Origin of the sequence: Lacticaseibacillus zhaodongensis (assembly GCF_009687905.1) — a bacterium.
Lineage (GTDB): Bacteria > Bacillota > Bacilli > Lactobacillales > Lactobacillaceae > Lacticaseibacillus > Lacticaseibacillus zhaodongensis.
This window is the reverse complement of record NZ_BLBG01000001.1, coordinates 410,159-431,587: the sequence shown is the minus strand read 5'-3', so window position 1 is coordinate 431,587 and position 21,429 is coordinate 410,159. Positions and strand designations below refer to the sequence as shown.

Annotated in this window: 18 protein-coding genes; 2 read left to right on the top strand and 16 right to left on the bottom strand. The window is 51.2% G+C overall.

Annotated features, from left to right (window positions below; translation table 11 throughout):
- Positions 1 to 121 precede the first annotated feature (121 nt).
- The 5 genes from GN107_RS02175 to GN107_RS02155 all read right to left on the bottom strand — a co-directional run bounded on the left by GN107_RS02175 (position 122) and on the right by GN107_RS02155 (position 7,665).
- Positions 122 to 2,086, bottom strand: a complete 1,965-nt coding sequence (locus GN107_RS02175; RefSeq protein ID WP_155285870.1) for an acyltransferase family protein — start codon at positions 2,084 to 2,086, stop codon at positions 122 to 124.
- A gap of 37 nt (positions 2,087 to 2,123) precedes the next feature.
- Positions 2,124 to 3,407 carry a GTPase ObgE gene (gene obgE / locus GN107_RS02170; protein WP_155285871.1) on the bottom strand — a complete coding sequence of 428 codons (1,284 nt, stop codon included), beginning with the start codon at positions 3,405 to 3,407 and terminating at the stop codon, positions 2,124 to 2,126.
- A 135-nt stretch (positions 3,408 to 3,542) separates the two neighbouring features.
- A complete protein-coding gene (gene uvrC, locus GN107_RS02165) occupies positions 3,543 to 5,324 on the bottom strand; it encodes an excinuclease ABC subunit UvrC (protein WP_155285872.1) in 1,782 nt (593 codons plus the stop codon).
- A gap of 138 nt (positions 5,325 to 5,462) precedes the next feature.
- Positions 5,463 to 6,209 (bottom strand): amino acid ABC transporter ATP-binding protein, encoded by a 747-nt coding sequence (locus GN107_RS02160; RefSeq protein ID WP_155285873.1) that lies wholly within the window; start codon positions 6,207 to 6,209, stop codon positions 5,463 to 5,465.
- Positions 6,199 to 7,665 (bottom strand): ABC transporter substrate-binding protein/permease, encoded by a 1,467-nt coding sequence (locus GN107_RS02155; protein ID WP_155285874.1) that lies wholly within the window; start codon positions 7,663 to 7,665, stop codon positions 6,199 to 6,201. Before GN107_RS02155 ends, GN107_RS02160 begins: the two co-directional genes overlap by 11 nt.
- A gap of 187 nt (positions 7,666 to 7,852) precedes the next feature.
- On the opposite strand from GN107_RS02155, the gene GN107_RS11295 reads away from it, so the two are divergent.
- A complete protein-coding gene (locus GN107_RS11295) occupies positions 7,853 to 8,026 on the top strand; it encodes an SPJ_0845 family protein (protein WP_196246197.1) in 174 nt (57 codons plus the stop codon).
- 77 nt (positions 8,027 to 8,103) lie between these two features.
- On the opposite strand, the gene GN107_RS02150 is transcribed toward GN107_RS11295, so the two are convergent.
- The 8 genes from GN107_RS02150 to rpsO form a co-directional block, all read right to left on the bottom strand.
- Positions 8,104 to 8,394 (bottom strand): nucleoside triphosphate pyrophosphohydrolase family protein, encoded by a 291-nt coding sequence (locus tag GN107_RS02150; protein ID WP_155285875.1) that lies wholly within the window; start codon positions 8,392 to 8,394, stop codon positions 8,104 to 8,106.
- 14 nt (positions 8,395 to 8,408) lie between these two features.
- On the bottom strand, positions 8,409 to 8,996 hold the full coding sequence (gene yihA / locus GN107_RS02145; protein ID WP_155285876.1) for a ribosome biogenesis GTP-binding protein YihA/YsxC: 588 nt from the start codon (positions 8,994 to 8,996) through the stop codon (positions 8,409 to 8,411).
- 147 nt (positions 8,997 to 9,143) lie between these two features.
- Positions 9,144 to 10,391 (bottom strand): ATP-dependent Clp protease ATP-binding subunit ClpX, encoded by a 1,248-nt coding sequence (gene clpX, locus GN107_RS02140; protein ID WP_155285877.1) that lies wholly within the window; start codon positions 10,389 to 10,391, stop codon positions 9,144 to 9,146.
- A 186-nt stretch (positions 10,392 to 10,577) separates the two neighbouring features.
- Positions 10,578 to 11,900 (bottom strand): trigger factor, encoded by a 1,323-nt coding sequence (tig, locus tag GN107_RS02135; RefSeq protein WP_155285878.1) that lies wholly within the window; start codon positions 11,898 to 11,900, stop codon positions 10,578 to 10,580.
- 301 nt (positions 11,901 to 12,201) lie between these two features.
- A complete protein-coding gene (tuf, locus tag GN107_RS02130) occupies positions 12,202 to 13,392 on the bottom strand; it encodes an elongation factor Tu (protein WP_155285879.1) in 1,191 nt (396 codons plus the stop codon).
- A gap of 205 nt (positions 13,393 to 13,597) precedes the next feature.
- Positions 13,598 to 14,515, bottom strand: a complete 918-nt coding sequence (locus GN107_RS02125; RefSeq protein ID WP_155285880.1) for a hypothetical protein — start codon at positions 14,513 to 14,515, stop codon at positions 13,598 to 13,600.
- 9 nt (positions 14,516 to 14,524) lie between these two features.
- Positions 14,525 to 16,207 carry a ribonuclease J gene (locus tag GN107_RS02120; protein ID WP_196246198.1) on the bottom strand — a complete coding sequence of 561 codons (1,683 nt, stop codon included), beginning with the start codon at positions 16,205 to 16,207 and terminating at the stop codon, positions 14,525 to 14,527.
- A gap of 200 nt (positions 16,208 to 16,407) precedes the next feature.
- Entirely contained in the window at positions 16,408 to 16,677 is a 270-nt protein-coding gene (rpsO, locus tag GN107_RS02115; protein WP_155285882.1) for a 30S ribosomal protein S15, read from the bottom strand.
- Between the two features lie 245 nt (positions 16,678 to 16,922).
- Here rpsO and rpsT point away from each other — a divergent pair, with 245 nt between their 5' ends.
- The gene (gene rpsT / locus GN107_RS02110; RefSeq protein ID WP_155285883.1) at positions 16,923 to 17,177 is read left to right on the top strand and encodes a 30S ribosomal protein S20; all 255 of its coding nucleotides are present in this window, start codon (positions 16,923 to 16,925) and stop codon (positions 17,175 to 17,177) included.
- 272 nt (positions 17,178 to 17,449) lie between these two features.
- On the opposite strand, the gene holA is transcribed toward rpsT, so the two are convergent.
- The 3 genes from holA to GN107_RS02095 are packed head-to-tail and all read right to left on the bottom strand — an operon-like array spanning position 17,450 to position 21,339.
- Positions 17,450 to 18,499, bottom strand: a complete 1,050-nt coding sequence (holA, locus tag GN107_RS02105) for a DNA polymerase III subunit delta (RefSeq protein ID WP_155285884.1) — start codon at positions 18,497 to 18,499, stop codon at positions 17,450 to 17,452.
- A gap of 9 nt (positions 18,500 to 18,508) precedes the next feature.
- Entirely contained in the window at positions 18,509 to 20,662 is a 2,154-nt protein-coding gene (locus tag GN107_RS02100) for a ComEC/Rec2 family competence protein (protein ID WP_155285885.1), read from the bottom strand.
- On the bottom strand, positions 20,659 to 21,339 hold the full coding sequence (locus tag GN107_RS02095) for a ComEA family DNA-binding protein (protein ID WP_230678520.1): 681 nt from the start codon (positions 21,337 to 21,339) through the stop codon (positions 20,659 to 20,661). The genes GN107_RS02100 and GN107_RS02095 overlap by 4 nt, the downstream gene beginning before the upstream one ends.
- Positions 21,340 to 21,429: the final 90 nt, after the last annotated feature.

Genomic DNA, 21,429 nt, shown 5'->3' with positions numbered 1-21,429 from the left:
CCATTTCTAAACAATTGTTAGCTCCATTTTACCATAAGGATGCGAAGAGCCTGCGCAACCCTTATTTTACAAGCGAAGAGGCCGCGGTATCCATCGCGGCCTCTTCTGCTGACTTCGGACCTTATTTACTACCACTACCCACAATGACCTGTTTAGCAATCATCGCACCGTAATGCATGTTGCCGCCAACATTCGGGTGCACCCGGTCGGCGTAGAACCAATCATCGTGTGCGTTTGCGTAGTCATACCAATCAATCACGTGCAGGTTCTGATACTTGTGCGTTGCAGCCGTCAGTGTCCGGTTGACATCGTTTTGCCATTGCTTTGTTGGGACCCGGACGTTAATCCAGAAGACTTGCCGGCTCGGCCCAGCCGTGTGCATCACGTCGTCAATCTGCTGCGGCGTGACCGGCCCATTAGTACCGAGACCGATCAATACGGTTCCGGCAAGCGCGCCCTGGGCCGCATACTGGTGCAGAAGCTTAATTCCATCAGTTGCCTGCCGTGAAACCGCGGCATCGATGAATGCCTTCGGGAAAATCTTTTGCAGATTGTCCTCGCCATCCTTCATCACGGAGTCCCCGATTGCTGTGATTCCCATGGTTTGAGCCTGCTGCAACTCGACTTGGGTCAAACCATACTTTTCAAACTCCTGGTTGACAGGGTGCTTGTTGGCATCTGACTCAGCAGCTGCCTGCTTGGCCTTCGATACGCTTGCACTATAACTAGAGTTCTTGGCAGCCTTTTTCGATGCTGAAATGCTCTCCTGCAGCTGCTCCTTTTGCCGCTGCTTTTTTGCCCTTTGCGCCTTAGTTTCCTTCAACTTCTTTGCCAGCGCGGAGTGATCCGCGGCATCCGTCTTGACGCTTGGCGCCTCGACAATAGCCGCACCACCCATTGCCAGAATCATGAGGGAGACAAGGCTAACGATGAGGTTGCGGGGGCGCCATGCCGCCCGCCGGAAGTATTGTGGCAACTTGCTGTAGTCGAAATGTGCTAGAGGCTGCTCGATAAACACGAAGGACAGCTCAGTGAGTAGCAAGATGATGAGAACCTCAAGAACAGGGTACAAAACTGGGTGATCCGCAATATCCTTCATCGCGGACTCAAAGAAAATCATCACTGGAAACTGGTAAAGGTAAATTCCATAACTATGGCGCCCAATCCAGGTGAAAAGCGGGTTGGTCAGGAGCGCATTGAAGTGACTGCCAGGGTGCGCAACCACAGCGACCAACAGTGTGACTAGCACTGAAAACAGGAACATCCCACCCCGGTACAAGAAGGTACTCTGGTCGGTCGTAAACATGACCATTGCCAGCATTCCGAGTAGACTCACCGTTCCGACCCCATCTAGCACCAGTTGGTCTTGACGGGAGATTGACTTGGCGAGCCGCCCACTTGGCCAGACAAAAGCAAGGGCAGCCCCAAGCAGAATTCCGAAGGCCCGGGTGTCGGTGCCGTAATAGAGGCGACTGGGGTCGAAGGCTTTACCACCAATTGCAGGGTGGTACAAAACTGCCATCCACGCCGCAGAAATCACAGCCACAACAAAGATGATATTAAATGAGCGGCTGCGTGGTTTGATAAGCTTAAGTAGCAGTAAGACTACAAAGGGCCAAATCAAGTAAAACTGGCCTTCGATCGAGAGCGTCCATAAGTGGGTAAACGGGCTCTCCCCGTTGGCATAGCGGGCGAAATAAGATTGCCCATTGAGAATCTGCCACCAGTTGTAAACGTAGGCCATGTTGGTCAAAACAATCATGTGCAGGTTGTGTAACAAGCCCCGCGCAAAGAAAAGGATGTACGCACTGGTCCCGAAGAGCATTGCAATTAGGCCCGGGTACAAGCGCTTCACGCGCCGGATAAAGAAGCTCTTGAAGTTGATTCGCCCGCTCAGATCGAATTCGCGGAGCAAGCCATCCGTGATCAGATAACCAGATACGGCCATGAAAATCGGCACCCCTAAGTAACCACCCCGAAAGATGTCGGGCCGCAGGTGGTACAAGATGACTCCCAGCACCCCAATTGCTCGCAGACCGTCAAAACCTGTAATGTAACGTCGTTTGTGTGTTTTTTCCTGACTCATCCTACACCGTCCAACCCTTTTCGAAACTAAACCCTAGTTATTCCTCGTACTCAAAGGTGAGGTCACCAATAATGACTTGGTCACCATTCTGCGCACCAGCATCCGCCAAGGCCTTATCGACCCCGAGCCGCCGCAAGTTGCGTGCGAAACGAATCACACCGTCTTCGTGCTGCAAGTTGGACATCGCTGCAAGCCGTTCAACCTTGTCCCCATGCACAATAAAGGCGTGTTCAGTGTCCTCAATGGAGAGTTCCTTTTGAGCTGCGAGCTTGTATTCCTTATCCTCAGCAGACTCGTGCTGGTCGGCAATTGCCGGTGCCTGCTTAAGTAGTTCCGCAGTCTTGAGCATCAATACGCGCAAGTTGCTGTGCGTGATGCTGGAAATGGACATGATGTGATCTTGGTCAACACCCTCGGCTAGTAACTGTTCCTGGAACTTGGTAAAGCGTTCGTCAGCACCCGCTGTGTCCATTTTAGTTGCAACAATGATTTCCGGACGCGACAGCATGTTCTCATCGTATGTGAGCAATTCGTGCTGAATCTGGTGGTAATCGTCAATTGGCTCGCGACCGTTCGTTGGGTCCATTTCGACAAGGTGCAAGATAACCCGCGTCCGCTCAACGTGCCGCAAGAACTCAATTCCGAGACCGACGCCGGTGGATGCACCTTCGATCAGTCCTGGCAAGTCGGCCATGACAAAATCACTGCCGTCATCAAGCCGGACCATCCCCAAGTTGGGAACTAAGGTCGTGAACTGGTAGGCCGCAATCTTCGGCTTAGCGCCGGTAACGGCTGCCAAGAGGGTCGACTTCCCAACGGATGGGAAACCAACCAGGCCCACATCAGCGAGCACCTTTAGTTCCAGCTTAACGAAGCGATCCTGACCAGGTTCACCATTTTCGGCAATCTCGGGCGCAGTGTTCTTCGGCGAAACGAAGTGGATGTTGCCCCGCCCACCGCGGCCGCCCCGTGCTACTACTAATTCTTCGCCCGGATTGGTCAAATCACCGATCAGCTCGCCTGTATCGGCATCAGTCACACTGGTTCCGGCCGGGACAGCGACCCGGGTGTCCTCAGCCGCGTGCCCGAACATCTGCTTACCCATCCCATTGTTACCGGGCTTGGCCTTGAAGTGCCGGTGGTAGCGGAAGTCCATCAGGGTGTTCAATCCCGAGTCAACGTAGAAGACAATACTGCCCCCACGCCCGCCATCCCCGCCGGCTGGTCCGCCAAAGGGAACAAATTTTTCACGGCGAAAGGCTACGGCACCATCGCCGCCCTTACCTGCGTGTACTTCAACTGTAACCTGATCTACAAACATTTTTTAGTGTCCTGCAAACTACGCAGGAACTCTCCTTTATCTTTGAAAATAACCTCGTGGGTGGCCCGTTGCTTTGCAAACTCCACCCAATCCTAACAATTAGCATACAGGCCGGAAGCACAAAAATCAACGGGACTAGAGCGTGAGCTTAATTGTTTGGGCGGTAGTCTTGCTGATCCCGAGCTCTTGTAGCTCGTCAATGCTGGCGTCCTTGATGTGCCGGATGGTCTTGTATTTGCGTAATAATTTACTGCGCGTTTTGGGCCCAACGCCCTTAATTTCCTCCAGCTTGGAACTCAGGCTGTTTTTGCTGTGCAGCTGGCGGTGGAAGGTGATGGCAAACCGGTGCACCTCATCTTGAATCCGTGTCAGTAGGTAGAAGCCTTGGCTCCGTGGATCCAAGTCAATGACAGCATCAGTCGGCCCATACAGTAACGCTGCGGTCCGGTGCTTATTATTCTTCACCATTCCCGCAACTGGGATGTCCAAGTTCAGTTCGTCTTCAAGCACTTCCTTCACCGCATTCATTTCAATCGTCCCCCCATCCATCAAGATGAGGTCGGGCATCGGCTTGTGCTCCTTGAGCAGCCGCGTATAACGCCGTCTGATCACTTCACGGGTGTTAGCATCTTCGTTGGCACTGTGATTATCCTCGTCCTGGGCCAACTTGTACTTCCGGTAGTTGCTCTTGTTTGGCCGTCCATCCACGAATTGGACCATCGCGCTGACCGGGTCGGTCCCCTGAATATGGCTGTGGTCAAAAGCCTCGATCACATGACCATCTTCTGGCAAGTGCAATGCGCGCATGATTTCTGCCTGCGCCTCAACCGTCTTGCGGTTGTCTAACTCCAACAGCCGGAATTTTTCTTCGAGAGTGATTCGGCTGTTCTTACCGGCCAGATCCATGAGCGACTTCTTCTCACCCCGCTGTGGTGTGCGCACCGGAATACCGAGCACGTCACTCAAGACCGCGTTGTCAACGCCAGCTGGCACCAGTACCTCTTTGGGCAGCACATTGTTCTTGCGCTGATAAAACTGCATGATGAAGGACTCAAACTCCTCCTCTGCACTGTTCACAATCGGAAATAGCCGCTTTTCGCGCTTCATCAGGCGCGCTTGGCGAATAAAGAAAACCTGAATGGACATCCAACCCTTATCCCAATAGAAATTGAAAATATCCCGCGTGGTGTGGTCTGTAGAAATAATTTTCTGTTTTTCAACGGTAGCCTCAATGTAGCGAATCTGGTCCCGAATATCGGCCGCCCGTTCGTATTCCTCGTTTTTGGAGGCCGCCAGCATGCGTGCGCGCAGGGTCCGCTTAACCTTACCGGTGTTGCCGTTCAGGAAGGACTTAATACGCTCGATTTGCGCATCGTAGTCGGCCTTGGGAACCTCCTTGAAACAAGCACCAAGACATTGACCCATGTGGTAGTACAAACATGGCCGTCCCTGGTAACCATTGCAACGCCGCAGCGGGTAAACCCGCTGAATGAACTGCATGGTCTCCTCGGCAGCGTACACGTTCGGGTACGGGCCAAAGTAGTAACCACCGTCCTTGCGGATCTCGCTGACAATCAAAATTTGGGGGTCGCGCTCATTGGTGATTTTGATGTAAGGATAACCAGTCCCCTTCTTGAGCTTGATGTTGTAGTACGGCTGATACTTTTGAATCAGGGTGATTTCAAGTAAGAAGGCTTCTTTGTCCGTGCTGGTGACGATAAAATCAAAATCCGCAATTTCAGAGACCAGTTTGGCTGTTTTGCCCTCGTGACTACTCTTGAAGTATGAGCGCACGCGGTTGCGCAAGTTTTTGGCCTTGCCGACGTAGATGATCTTGCCGTTGATGTCCTTCATCTGGTAACTACCCGGCAGCGGCGGTAACAGCGTTAATTTGTGTTCAATGTGTTCTGACGCCAAAACTGGACCCCCTCCGAAACGTTTGTTCGTAGTTATATTGTACCGGTCATTAGTAGTTTAGACAAGCGGGCCCCCGCATCAATGCGAACGCAAAAAAACGGACCAGGCAAGCTGCCAGGTCCGTTTTTGTACATCAGATTACTGTTCCAATACCTTACTCAAAAAGTCCTTGGTCCGATCCTGTTCAGGGTGTTCGAAGATGTGCTCCGGAGTACCCTTTTCAACGATTTGGCCACCATCCATGAACCAAACTTGATCCGCAACCTTGCGCGCAAAGCCCATTTCGTGCGTAACCACGATCATGGTCATCCCGGACTTGGCAAGATCTTGCATAACCTTCAACACTTCACCGACCATTTCGGGGTCCAGCGCACTGGTTGGTTCGTCGAAGAGCATCACGTCAGGTTCCATCGCCAGCGCCCGCGCGATAGCAACACGTTGCTGCTGCCCACCGGAGAGACTGCTTGGGTAAGCATCGGCCTTTTCATCGAGTCCAACCTGCTTTAACAGCTCGTGGGCCTTCTCGTTAGCGGCATTCTGATCCATGCCCTTGACCTTCATTGGTGCCAGCGTGATGTTGTCCAGCACGGTCTTATTCGGGAAGAGGTTAAAGCTCTGGAAAACCATTCCCATCTTCTCCCGGACTTCATCCAGTTTTTTATCGGGAAGCGTTACTAGGTCGGTCCCTTCAAAGTACACGTGGCCTGATGTGGGTTTGCTGAGACAATTCAGACTCCGCAAGAAGGTACTCTTACCACCACCAGAAGCACCAATGACAACAATCACGTCACCTTTATTAACGGTTTCCGAAATACCCGTCAGCACCTTGTTCTTGCCGAAGGACTTAGTAACGTCCTTGATATCTAGTAATACATTATCCTTCATGATTCATCTTCCCTTCAAAGTGCCCAAGTACCCGGCTCAGTGTGAACGTCATTACGAAGTAGAGAACCATCGCAACGGCAATTGGTGCGATCCCACGGTATGTGGCCGTCTGCACAACCTTCAGCTGGTAAATCAGGTCGGTGACACCGATAATGGAAACAATTGAACTTTCCTTGATCAGTGAAATGAACTCGTTACCAAGTGCAGGCCAGATATTCTTAATCGCTTGCGGCAAAACAACATTGCTCATGGCCTGATTCTTTGACATCCCGAGTGAACGGGCTGCTTCGGTCTGCCCAACAGGAATGCTGTCAATCCCGGAACGAATGATTTCAGCAACATAAGCTGATGAATTGATCCCAACAGCGATAATGCCGGCTGTGAGCGCTGGAATCTGGACCAGCACCCCGATCCCAAAGTAGACAAACATTACTTGAACCATCAGAGGTGTGCCCCGGATGAATTCGATGTAGGCAACAGCGATGCCATGCAGAACCTTGTTCTTGCCCAGCCGCATCAGCGCGAGGATAACCCCGATCACAACCCCCATGACAACAGCGATTGCGGAAATGAGCAGCGTGTAGCCAACCCCTAATGCGAAGTACTTCCAGTAGTGGATCATGGTCGTGTTCTGGGTGTTACCAGCCATGTACTTACCAGCTGTTTCAAGGTAAGCCTTAGTCTTGTTTTGCTTCTTGATTTTATCAAGTGTCTTGTTAACGGCATTAACAAGCGTGGTCGAACCCTTGTGGAACCCAATCGCTGTCCCAGTCTCGCCGCTACCCAGGTTGTAACGCCCATCAATGGCGGTCAGGGTCTTGTCGTTAGACGCGTATGCTTCGGCAACTGGCTTTTCAACGTTCACCGCGTCAACCTTGTGGCTCTTCAGCGCGAGAATTAAATCGGTAACTTTCCCGAGGCCCTTAACTGTTGCACCGGGCACCTGCTTCTTGGCCAGTTCGTACTGCAGGCTACCAGTTTGAGCACCAATGTTCTTGTTCCGGAGTGCATCTTTGCCCTTTGCATAGATTTTAGCATCAGCCTTGTTGACCAGAATGTCCTGCCCACCCTTGTAGTAGATGTGGGAGAAATCAACGTTCTTAGCCCGGGCAGGTGTTGGTGACATGCCGGAAATAACCATGTCGACTTTCTTTGTTTCAAGCGCAACCAGCAGCTGGTCAAAATCCATCTGCTTGATCTTGAGCTTGACGCCCAAGTCGCTGGCAATTTGCTTAGCGACCTCAACGTCCATCCCTTCAACGCGGTTCTTACCACCAACGTTGACCAAAAATTCATACGGAGCGTAGTCAGGACTGGTGCCCATCACGATGGTGCCCTTGTCCTTGATTTTTTGTAGACTGTCATCAGCCGCATTGACCTGGTGGGCATTAGCCAAACTAAGTACAGTGACTAAGCTAAACAGGAACGCGAGGACGACGTGTAGTACCTTCTTCATAATTAACGATCCCCTTCGTTTTTGTTAATGATGCTACTATACATTGAATATGATATTTATGCAAGCGAAATGCACATAAAATTCAATCTTTTTTGCAAGTTCATACATTCACATCTCTGTCGCAACGAAAAAGTAATGCGGTCATCCTTACGCCCATGCTATAATACGGCCGAAGGGAGGTCGGATTATGGGTATTAAAGTAAATCGCCAGACCGATATGGACAAACTTTTCGACCAATTCGCCACAATTCCGGAGGGTAAGCTCCGTCCCGAGGACATTGACGCTAAAAAGGCGGAAAAAGAAGCCGCACGGAAGGCTGCTTATGCTAAGCTCGACAAACAAATGAAAAACAAAGACTAATTGATATACAAAAAGAGTGCCGTACGGGAATTAACTTCCTGGGCGGCACTCTTTTTTATGCAGTCTTTAATGAATATTCATCGCTTGACGTTTGGATATTTTGCTTCGAGTGCCTTAATATTCGTTTTAGCGACATCATCAAAATCAATATCAGCCCATAACGAAATCTGGCTCAAGTACCAGAGTACATCACCCATTTCATGCTGCAGCTGCTCTTTATCCAAGTCGGCCCCCTGGAAGGTGTACTTCTTGATCAGGTCAATGACCTCACCTGATTCACTTGCCAGTCCGAGCGATAGGTTGGTCAACACGTGCTCATTGCCCTCCAGTGTTCGGTTAGCTAGCTTCTGGTAATCATTAAACTCCATGCCCCTACCCCTTTCTAAGAATTCGTCTTCTGCTCGATCCAGTTCCAAACATCTTCAGCGCCAGTCTTGGCCGTTGCGGAGAACGGTTGCCACTGAGTTGCTGCATCCAGCTCGAAGGCCTTTTTGTGTGACGATTCGCTCTTATTCCACTGGTTGCGCTTCACCTTGTCGATCTTAGTCGCGACAATTAATACCGGAATTTTATAGTACTGCAAATAGTGGTACATCGAAACATCCAGCTCACTCGGTTCCCGCCGCGCATCGACCAGTTGCACAACCCCGCGCAATTGGGGCCGCGTCTGCAAGTATTGTTCGATCATGGCCGAAAACCGTGCCCGGTCACTCTTACTGACTTTTGCATAACCAAAACCTGGCACATCGACAAAGTAGAGTGAATTGTTCAAGAGGTAGAAGTTCAGCGTCTGGGTCTTGCCGGGCACACCGGATGTCCGCGCCATCTTCTTGCGCTGCAACAGGGTGTTGATCAGTGAACTCTTGCCCACATTGGAACGCCCCACAAAGGCAATCTCGGGGTAGTCAGTGTCTGGGTACTGTTCCGCGCGCACCGCGCTGATACTCAGGGAGACATCAGTAACTTTCATAATTTTCCTCGCTTTCCTGCTGCAATAATAGTATCACATTTTTCGACTTGACCGCTGCACCGCAATCAAAATCTCCAGTCAACTGGGAATCAAAAAAACGCCTCCCTTTGGCACGGGAGACGTTCATGAACAATCTATTCGCTAAGATTACGAAGCTTTCTTGTCAGCTAGTACGAGCTTCGGCTTGCCTGTACCCAAAACGGCTTCCTTGGTAATAACGGCCTTCTTGACGTCATCCCGGCTTGGCAGGTCGAACATGATCCCCTGCATGACCTTTTCGATGATGGACCGTAGACCACGGGCACCGGTGTCGCGCTCGATGGCTTCATGGGCAATAGCCTTCAGTGCCGCTGGGGTGAACTCGAGTTTGATGCCATCAAGCTCCATCAGTTTGGTGTACTGCTTAACCAGAGCGTTCTTCGGTTCGGTCAGAATCCGAACCAAATCGGACTCGGTGAGCTTTTCCAAAGCGGCAAGAATCGGAATCCGGCCAATGAATTCAGGAATGATCCCGAATTTCATCAAGTCTTCAGGGATGATCTGCTGCATTAGACTCTTACTCTCATCCAAATTCTTACCGTCATCGGTACCGAAACCAATCGTCTTTTCACCGAGGCGATCCTTCACAATCGTCTCGATGCCATCAAAAGCACCACCCACGATGAACAGAATGTTAGTCGTGTCGATCTGAATCAGTTCCTGCTGCGGGTGCTTCCGGCCACCCTGTGGCGGAACGCTGGCGATGGTACCCTCAAGAATCTTGAGGAGTGCCTGCTGCACACCTTCACCGGAAACATCCCGGGTGATGGAGACGTTCTCACTCTTCTTAGCAATTTTGTCGATTTCATCAATGTAGATGATACCCTTCTGGGCACGCTCAACGTCAAAATCAGCGTTCTGAAGCAGCTTCAATAGGATATTCTCGACATCTTCACCAACATAACCGGCTTCAGTCAGAGTCGTTGCGTCAGCAATTGCAAATGGCACCTTGAGAATCCGCGCCAAACTCTGCGCAAGAAAGGTTTTACCACTCCCAGTCGGGCCAATGAGCGCGATGTTACTCTTTTGGAGCTCAGTATCACCCGCATCAGCGATTGCCATCTGGTTGATCCGCTTGTAGTGGTTGTAAACGGCCACGGACAATGCCCGTTTAGCCTCATCCTGACCGATAACGTAATCATTGAGTACGCTCAGAATTTCTTTTGGCTTTGGCACCTCAGTCAGATTCTGGACGGACTCCTCTTTAAATTCTTCATCAATGATCTGCTTGCACAAATCAATGCATTCATTACAAATATATACACCAGGGCCAGCGACGATGCGCTTGACCTGATCCTGCGTTTTACCACAGAATGAGCATGTGACAGGACCCTTAGTATCTACGTTGTCAAACATACTGTTTTTTTACCCCTCTTTTATGACGTGACGCACTACGGGGCAATAAATAACTCCCCGACACTTTGAGTAATGCTAACACAGGGGCGCAAAAGGCCCAACGGACAGCACAACTGATATGTCCATATGTACAAGAAAGGACCGATTACTCGGCCCTCTCCGAAAGATTCAATTGGGAAGTTAGGACTAGTCCTTGTCGTCTTCCGTCTTGCTGTCCTTCTTGTCGTCCTTAACTTCAACGGCGCTGTCCCGCACGAGGGCAATTGCCTTCTGCATGGAAATGTCGTGAACGAGCATGTCGTCGGAAAGTGCTTTACGCACAGCGTCCTTCTCCATACCATAGTCCTTGGCAAGCTTGTCCAGTTCGGAGTCGATTTCCTCGTCGCTAGCCTTGATGTCTTCCTTAGCAACAATTGCTTCGAGAACCAAGTTAGTCTTAACGCGGGTTTCAGCATCGCCGGCGAACTGATCGCGCAACTGCTGCTCACTCGTACCGGTCAGCTTGTAGTACATTTCTGGCTGGATACCCTGACGCTGGATGTTGCCCATGAACTGGTCCATCTGCTGCTGGATTTCGGTGTCGATCATTGCCTGAGGAATCTGCTCGATAGTTGCGTTTTCAGTAGCAGCCTTTATGGCAGCTTCTTCAATTGCGTCCTGAGCTTCCTGAGACTTCTTAGCCTTCAGATCTTCGCGAACCTTCTTCTTCAGGTCGTCGAGGGTCTCAACGTCTTCGTCAGCATCCTTGGCGAATTCGTCATCAAGTTCAGGCAGTTCCTTGACCTTGACTTCGTGAATTGTGGTTGCAAATTCTGCATCCTTGCCCTTGAGCTCGTCAGCCTGGTAGTCCTCTGGGAAGGTTACCTTAACAGTAACGTCTTCACCAGACTTGTGACCAATCAATTGGTCTTCAAAGCCAGGGATGAATGAGCCTGAACCAAGTTCGAGGCTGTAGTTCTTAGCAGAACCACCGTCGAATTCCTTACCATCGATGGTACCGGTGTAGTCAATAACAACGGTGTCACCCTTCTTAGCAGGCTCGTCGCTGACAACGAGTTCAGCCATCTTCTGGCGCATGTCTTCGATCTGCTTGTCAACATCAGCAGCGTAAACGCGCTTAGCCTGCTTAGGTACGGAAACGCCCTTGTAGTCGCCAAGCTTAACTTCTGGCTTAACAGTGACCGTTGCCTTGATTTCCCAAGGCTTGCCTTCATCCATCTTTTCGATAGCAATCTGCGGCTGGTCAACTGGTTCGATATCAGCATCGGTAACAGCTGCTTCATATGCATCTGGAAGCAAGATGTTGAGTGCATCCTCGTAAAGGGACTGCTCGCCATACATCTTGTTGAAGATTGGCCGAGTAATCTTACCCTTACGGAAGCCAGGTACGGTGATGTTCTTACGTACCTTCAGAAATGCCTGATCAAGGCCGTCCTGAATGTGTTTCTGATCAATTTCAAAAGTAAGTTCGCCGGTAATGGCGTCCTTTTTGTTCCACTTTGCAGTCATGGTTTTCCTCCGACATTGTGTTGTCAGCGCATCTGGTTCAGCGCTGCTTTACATACCCGTATTATGATACCCGAAAAAAGTGTTCTTGTAAACGAAAACCCCGCATTGGCGCGACATTCGCGCTAGTTTTCACAGGATTAACTAGTCATTTTCGCAGCGAATTTACAAACAGTGGGTCAGTATTCGCAAAATTCAGCACGAAACATAGCAGTTCATGACGCGTGGAATTGTTTTCCACATGTCACTTTGTGTACAAAAAAAGCGTCCGCAAGCGGACACTTTTTTGCAGTGCTAGATGTTATTAGTCCATGATTTCGGTAACAACACCGGCACCAACAGTCCGGCCACCTTCACGAACGGTGAACTTCGTGCCAAGCTCGATAGCAACAGGTGCAATCAAGTCAACTTCGAAAGTTACACGGTCGCCAGGCATTACCATTTCAACGCCATCTGGAAGTTCGATGACACCGGTAACGTCAGTCGTGTGGAAGTAGAACTGAGGACGGTAGTTGGAGAAGAATGGCGTGTGACGGCCACCTTCCTCCTTCGTAAGGATGTAGACTTCACCCTTGAACTTGTTGTGAGTCTGGATTGAACCTGGCTTAGCCAGAACCTGTCCACGCTCAACCTGGTCGCGGCCAATACCACGAAGCAAGACACCGACGTTATCGCCGGCTTCACCAAGATCAAGTGTCTTACGGAACATTTCAAGACCGGTAACGGTAGACTTAAGAATATCTGGCTTCAAACCAACGATTTCAACTTCGTCACCAATCTTAACTGTCCCACGGTCGATACGACCGGAAGCAACAGTACCACGACCAGTAATCGTGAAGACATCTTCAACAGGCATAAGGAAAGGCTTGTCGGTGTCACGAACTGGGGTTGGGATGTACTCATCGACAGTGTCCATGAGTTCCATGATAACCTTTTCCTGTTCAGGGTCACCCTGAAGAGCCTTCAGAGCGGAACCCTTGATAACAGGAATATCGTCACCAGGGAAATCGTATTCGGACAGAAGTTCACGAACTTCCATCTCGACAAGGTCGATCAGTTCTGGGTCATCAACCAAGTCAGTCTTGTTGAGGAAGACGACAAGGTAGTTAACACCAACCTGACGGGCAAGCAGAATGTGCTCACGAGTCTGAGGCATAGGACCATCAGTAGCAGCAACAACGAGGATAGCACCGTCCATTTGGGCAGCACCGGTGATCATGTTCTTGACATAGTCAGCGTGACCTGGTGCGTCGATGTGCGCGTAGTGGCGCTTTTCGGTTTCATATTCAACGTGGGCCGTGTTGATGGTGATACCACGTTCCTTTTCTTCTGGAGCTGCATCAATACTTGCGAAATCCATCTGTTTTGCCAGACCCTTTTCTGCAAGTACCTTTGAGATAGCAGCGGTCAGAGTGGTCTTACCGTGGTCAACGTGACCGATAGTCCCGATGTTAACATGGGGCTTGGTACGTTCATAGTGTTCTTTTTCAGCCATGAAAAAACGAACCTCCTGAGTATTTTGTAAGAAACCAGGACAGTGCGTCTATCCCGAGAATTCTTTACATATTAGTGTACTACATATATCTGGAAATACAAAGCGCTATTTCCTGTGGAAACAATTTCCGAAGATGATTATAGCGGGTTTTCAGCGTCATGTAAACAGCTGCACGTGCGATAGACCTGAATATTTTACAAGCTGCTCACCTTGGCAGCGATTGCAGTTCCGCATTCATCCTAGTAATTAGTTCTGCATAAGCAACCCCGGTACCAATTCCTGTGAGTTCACGCACAAACTCCGGAACATTCGTAATTAAATCCCCCACCGCCGGATAAATCGTACTTAGTAAGATGAGAATTAAATCTGGCGGTAGTACATCCGCCTTAAATTGATGGGCAATTTCAGCATTCACTGCCAAAATTGTCTGATCCTCTTCAGGATACTTAGTCCAGCGCGGGTTAAACTGCCAAATCTGTTCAGCCACGTTCACCTTCAGTTCCGCATTAACATCCGCTTGTTTCAACCACACAATCAGTGACGTGCGCACCAAACCCATCAAATCTGGGTCGAGGATGGCCCGTTCGATGGCGGGAATCGAATCCGCTAATGGCAGTTGGCGCAGCGTCACGTTCAAAATCTCTTGCTGTTCAGAAATCTCAAGCCCGGCGATGTGTTTAATGCGCCGCACAGCCTTGGCAATAAATTGCTGTTCCTTCAGTTCATATTTCTTAACGAAGTTGTTCAACCGAATCGTGAATAAATCACTCTCATCCTCATCAAAAGCATTCATGATTGCCATGTGGGTCAGCATAAAGTCCGGTGCGGTCGTCCCGACATCCATCATGAAGTCACGCCCGGGTTGAACGGTCTTGAGCACATGACAATATTCATTAGCGAGAGCAGAGGCATCATCCACCCGGCCCGCGCCCATATAGGCTTGACCTAGACGAATGATGCCCAGACGATCTGCACTAGCTGCCGCCGGTTTGAGCACGGCAAAATAGCCTTCAATTAGTTCAATTGCCTTCTGGAAGTGGCCATCGTGCAGCGCGCTGAACCCTGCGGCGCGTTGCCGCAGTGATTCAGCCCGTGCATTCTTGTGCGCATCCATCCCGCTCATTTGCTACTCCTACTGCCGCTTGGCGCTATTCTGGCTAACTTCCATGATAACCGGAAGAATCACCGGACGCCGCTTGGTCTGGTCAAAGAGGTAGTGGGACAACTCGTCACGAACATTCTGCTTGAGGTGACCCCAGTCGAATTCCTTGTTATCAAGGTCCTTCTGCACGGTGTCGGCAACAATTGTTCCGCACTCAGCAAGCAGGTCCTTACTAGTCTTAATGTAAACAAAACCTCGACTCTGAATCTTAGGCCGCGAAACAATGCGCTTCTTCTTGCGGTCGATGGTAACTACCGCAATCATGATGCCATCTTCAGAGAGCATTTTGCGATCCCGAAGAACAATGTTCCCGATATCACCAACACCGATTCCGTCAATCATCGTGTTACCGGCTGGTGCGGAGCCAGAGATGTTGAGCTTGCCCTTGTTGTAACCGATGATGTCGCCCATGCTGGGGATGATCACGTGGTCTGCCGGAATGCCAACCTCTTCAGCAATGCTAGCGTGAGCAGCCAGCTGGCGGTATTCACCCTGCACTGGCAGCAGGTAATCTGGATGCAACATGTTGATCATGAGCTGCAGATCCTGCTTAGAACCATGTCCAGAAACGTGCATGTCGTCAGCGATGGTCTTCACCTCACCGCCAGCACGGTAAATCATGTCCTTGGTGCGAGCCAAAGTCGTTTCCATCGCGTGTGACGGCGTGGAGACGATGTAGACCAAGTCACCATCAGTAATGGTAACTGAACGGTGCCGAGAACTGGCCATGCGTTGCAGTGACTTGAGCGGTTCACCGATCCGACCAGTTTCCAAGATGACCGTTTCTTCTGGATCCAAGGTCTTCATGTCTTTGGTGCTGACCAGAATGTCTGGGTCTGGCAGGCGCAAGTAGTTGAGCTTCAGCGCGGTGCGCACAATTTTCTCAACATCGCGGCCAGTCAGAACGACACGGCGCTTGCTGGCAGCAGCAGCGTTCAGCACCTGCTGCACACGCATGATGTTGCTAGCAACACTGGCAACAATAATGCGGCCGGTGTGGTACTGGAAGGCTTCATTAATGCTGTCGGCAATTTCGCGTTCACTGGCAATCTGGTATGGTGATTCCGCGTTGGCGGAGTCGGACAGCAGTGCAACGACCTTGTCCTCACCGATGTGGGCCAGTCGCGCGTAGTCAGTTTGGTACATCTGGTTGGCGCTCTGATCAAACTTGAAGTCGCCCGTGTAGACAACCTGACCAACCGGTGTCCCAATCACGATTCCAAGTGATCCGGGGATGGAGTGGGTCGTTGGGAAGAAGCTAACCGTTACGTCGCCAAAATCAATTGCTGACTTAGCATCGATCACGTGGAAATTATGGAACTTCTTCGACTTAGGATTCTGACTCGTGTACATTTTGGCAAGAGCAATAGTCAGCTCACTGCCAAAAACAGGGACATCATGCTCGCCAACAAAGTATGGCAGCGCCCCGATTGCGTCGGCGTGTCCATGACTCAGAAAAATTCCAGCCACCTTGTCAATATTATCTTCAAGGTAAGTCGTATCGGGAATCACAACATCGATCCCCATTAAATCGTTATCCGGATACTTCAATCCGAAATCACACACAAATATTTGGTCGTCAACTTCAACGGCGTACATGTTCTTTCCGTTATCACGCACACCACCGAGGACGACTAAGTTCAGTTTAGTCATTATTTCACCTCAGAAATTAATTGTTCCCACTTTTTGCGGGCTCGTTACAAATTCACTTGTTTTCAGTGTACCACAAGCTAATGCGCGCGCCTATTCCGGAGGTGGGTCTTTAGTCAAAAGCAGCGTTAGTTGTCCCATGGCGCCCGTAAAAATAAAAAAAGCCAATCCGCAAGCGCGAATCGACTTTCTGAATTACTGTTTTAGTGACGCAGACCGAGACTCTTGATGAGTTCACGGTAACGAACAACGTCCTTGCCCCGCAGGTAGCCGAGGAGGTTACGACGTTGACCAATCTTCTTAAGAAGACCAACGTATGAGTGGTGGTCCTTCTTGTGAACACTGAGGTGATCGTTAAGTGCCAGAATGTCGGCTGTAAGAACCGCAATCTGAACCTCTGGTGAACCTGTGTCGCCATCATGACGAGCGTACTTAGCAATGATTTCGTTCTTCTGCTGCTTGGAAATAGCCATTATGCTATACCACCTTTATTTAATGTTATTGCCCGAGACTGAGTAGAGTGCCGGTGTCGCGCAGTACTAAGTGAGGGTTCGCAATACGCTTGTTAGTTTACCTGAACGGTACAAAACTTGCAAGTCAGAGTGAATAAAGAAGTGATTAGCGTTGCAAGCCGCCGCGCTGTTGGGTATAATGGCACATGTTGAAACTTGGTAGTTTGCAACTTAAAAAAACCACCAATTCGGAGGTGAATTTCAATATGCCACAGATTAAATCCGCAAAAAAGCGTGTTCTGACCCAGGAAGCAGCTCGTCAGCGCAATGCTAAGCAGCGTAACGCTATGCGTTCCGCAGTTAAGAGCTTCAAGACCGCAAAGGCCAGTGATGCCGACAACAGTGCAGACCTTTTCAAGGCCGCAACTCGCGCAATCGACATGGCTAAGAGCAAGGGCCTCATCAAAGCTAACAAAGCTAGCCGCGACAAGTCACGTCTCGCAGCCGTTAACAACAAGTAATAATGTACCCTGCCCCATCAACGCTTAGAGGCGTTGTACCGGAAAGGTACCTGAATCCGCCTCTTGGGGCGGTTTTTTTGTACACCGAGCTGCAACCCGCGGGTAGAAGCTCGACTATGAAACAAAGTGGGCTCGTTCGCTCGGGAGTTTTGCATTCTCACTATGCTTAATAGCAACATTCACATTCGAAAACAGAACAAATACGGCCACCGACAGCAAAATGTCGGTGGTCGCTTTTAATCTCCCGAAAATTTTAAAATAATCAGAGCTTGTTAGCCGTTCCGCACACCCGAATAGTCCTTACCCTGACCTGCAAATTGCAGAACGAACAGTTCAAAGCCCAGCGTTTTACTCAAAGTTCCCCGCTTCATTGCCGCCTCGGTGTTAACCAACATGATAAAGGCCGCTTCAAGATCAGCGCGGCGTAACTTGCGTACTTCGCCCCAAGCCAATTTAACGCGATACGGGTGCACGCTTAAACTTTCGGCGACCGCTCCCTGTGTGTAGCCCCGCTGCATAAAAATCTCCACCTGGATGAGCAAGCGAAACTGGCCTTCAAGCAAACTAATCAGGCGCAGCGGCTCCTCCTGCTGCGCAAGCAGTTCCCGATACTGCGCGAGCGCAGCAGTAACATCACGCCGCATGACCGCGTTCACCAGGTCAAAAACACTATCATTCAACTCCTTTGGGACCAACCGCAAAACGTCTGCTTCGGAGAGCTTGCCAGCCGAATAGGCGTAAAGTTTCAGTACGGGCAAAGCGGCCACCATTGCCGAATAGTCGCCCTGGGTGCGGCTAAACAGCGCTCGCATCCCCCCAGAATCGATTTCTATTCCGTCTGTCTGCAGTTCACGCCGGATTGCGGCCTGCGCGGCACCCTCCTTCAGCGGACTGGCATCCAAGACAAACGCCGCCTTCTTGACCGCCTTCACGATTTTTTTGCGCGCGTCAATTTTGCCGTTCGGTGCAATCAAAACCAGAATCGTCGAACTAAGCGGATCCTGCAAATATGCCTGTAGTTCGGCGACCGCTTCTTCCTGTTTGGCGTTAATTGCCCCAGAACCTAAAAAATCGGCGTTATCGATTACAACTTCCCGATAATCACCAAAAAACGGAGCCTCACCAATTTCACCCACGGCAGTCGCTAAGCCCACCTCGTGTAAGTCGTACTGCGCGTAATTCATGCTTTGTTCTTCACTAGGAATCAGTTGCCGCAGCAATGCCCGTGCTTGCGTGATCACCGCAGCCTCACCGCCCTGTAATAGGTACACTGGCCGGATCTGCCCTTTTTTCAGTTCAGTCTGCAATTGTGCTAAATCCATGTCGTCCCCCTACTTATTCTGCCGGTAAGTTCGTGTTTGCGCGCGACTGCCCCACTGGTCAACATATATCATGCCCTGCCGCTGCGTCTCGTAAATCGGGGCCGGCAACTCCGCAAACAATTTAAAAGTTTCCGTAGACGGATGTGCAGCCGCAAAAGTACCACTGCCAACTACAAAGCCCGCGCTCGGGGTGATGCTCCGTACGAACGCCGCGTCAACGCCCGCAACCGAACCGTGTTGCCCCAGTTTGAGGTAGTCAACATCCAATTGCTCCTGCAGCAATTGTCGCTCTTGTGCCCGCGTCGCCGCCCCACCAAACAAATACTTCTTGCTACCAAGTTTAGCATAGATTTGCAGCGACTGGTTCCGCACGCGCGCTGCGCTTCCAGGAAAAATGGTCACCCGTGCCGGGCCAATTTGTGCGGCAGCTTTGCTGCGCACCAACTGCACACGCGTTCTTAAGTTCGGCGCCAAGTCCTTAATCACTTTGCTATTCGCGGCAGCGGCGTTCACAATCAGCGTCTTGCAACTGATTCCCTGCAAAATGGTAGCGACATCCCCAATATATTCGCGCCTCCCATTTGTCAGAACGACCGCATCGAGATGATTCAGGCCCCGTGCGGCAAGATAGTTCAAAATGATCCGCTTAGCCGCGGGATTACTACCGGACTGATAGGCCTGCCCACCAGTATCAATCAGCACGGCGCCCCGCTTGAAGGGTGCTTCAATCAGCTGTGCCTCGCCTTGCCCCAGATCAAAGCAGCTCACCCGCCAGTACGGATGATAGTTCACTGCTAAGTAACACAAACCAAAGGCGATAACGCATTGCCGCCACCGCCGCGTCGCTAAGCCTCGTAAAACCAGAACACTTAGTCCTAAAGCTAGCAGCCCTGGAAATGCCCCCGCGCTAAGGTAACCTGGTAATCCAGCCAGCCTGGTCAGCAGGTGATCGAGCCCCAGAAGCAACTGATTGACTGGTAGAGACAATGGACAACTCGGCCAAATCACGAGCATAACAAGTAGCGGCATCAGTACGCCCTCAAATAAGGGCATGAGCGCCCAGTTGAACAGGAAGGTTAGTAAATGTAGCCCGTACACTGCGCTGAGTAGGGGTGCGGCCGACACCCCCGCCATGTTGATACTCTGCCTGAGCGTACCCGCAGTTGGGGCAACTATCAGGACAAAGGTGAGCAAGTAAGTCATTTGCCCGCCGAGTGTGAACAGTACCCGGGGCTGGAAAAGACTATTAATTAATAGCACAATGCAGAAACAATCCAGCGTGCTCACCGTCCAGTGCAGCCGCTGCGCCAGAATCTGCAACAAGCGCATCCACACCGCCCGAATCAAGCCGGCCCCACCGGGAATGATCACCAGTAGTAGCGGCAAGATACCAATCAGCAGACAGTCAGTATACTCACAGGGAATCCGCAGGCGGTTCGTCAGTGCGTATAAGATCCCAACGAGGGCAAAGATATGGAGCCCTGACACCGAAAACAGGTGCAAAATACCCAGGCGGCTGAACGTATCCCGCATGCTGACCATTTCGTCACCCATTGTTCCCAGCAGCAGGGCCTGCGCGTAGGCCGCCACTCGCTCGGGAAGCCGGTCGATTCGACGCACAATGCCCACCCGCAAGCGTTGCAAGTGCGCTTGTAAGCCCCGAATGGGAAGGGGTCGCATCCGCAACTTGTCCGCCCGCACCCGATAAGCCGCATGGTACTGCGCCCAGGCATAAGCCGCATAATCGAATTCGTACAGATTGCTGGGGCCAGTGATACGTGCGCTCTTCTGCCAGTTGACTAACACCGGACCGGCCACGGCGCGTAGTCGCCGCAATTCCGGCCGGGTGATCGGCACGCCACCAGTGACGACCACCCCATTCGTGCACACGCCGCGGAAAGATGCGTACTCCGGCTTAAACTGCCAATCACCTGCCTGGACTAGCACCGCCCCCCGCGGAACTGGCGGAGCAAGTGTTAGGGCGCGTTCACGCACCCCGCCGCACACGCCCAGACAGATTGCCGCAGTGATTAGCACAGGTGGCCACGGCCGCCCCTTCTGCGTGGCAAACGCCAGTAAGACCAGTCCAGGAATAATTGCGCCGGTAAAGAGTAACTGCGCACCGATAACCAGACCCACCACCGGCAACAAGTAGCGGCTCATGGACCCACCGTCACGTGGGGCTGAATGTCCGCGAAAATTTTATCACCAATTCCGCTGACGTTTTTCAAATCGGCAACGGCCTTATAGCCCCCCTTCTGGTCCCGGTAATCGATAATATCTTGTGCGCGTTTCGGTCCCACTCCAGAAATCGTCTGTAACTGTTCCGGAGTTGCAGAGTTCAGGTCAATCAGCGCCGGGCTGCCGCTAGCCACTGCGGCACCGGTAGTGGCGCTACCACTGGTGGTGGCGGCGGTGCTAGTCGCAGGTGGGGCGGCATTTTGGGCTCCATGCACGGGAATTGCCAGATTCTCCTGGTCCTTTGCCACCTTAGCCAAGTTGACACTACTGACTTCAGCGTCCTTAGTGAGCCCCCCTGCGGCCTGCACCACATCGGCCCAACGCGTACCGGCATCGACGTGATATAAACCTGGATGCTTAACGGCCCCCGCGATGTAAACATAACCACTGCTGCGACTACTACTGTTGCTATTGCTGCCGCTCGACTCCTGCTTCTTGCTGGCTGTTGACTCACTACTGAAGCTACTACTACTGATGCTACTTGCCCCCGCGCCCGCGGCTGGTCCATGCCAAAAATATAGGCCCACAATCACGATTCCGATTGCAACTACCGCGGCCACCCGCCAGTTTTCCTTCAGCCAGTCCAATTTTTCTTCCATGCGCTTTCCTCCTTCGGCACCATCAGGAGATTACGCAAAAGAGCAAAAAAAATCCCACCAGCGTTAAAAAAGCTGGTGGGAATGACAATA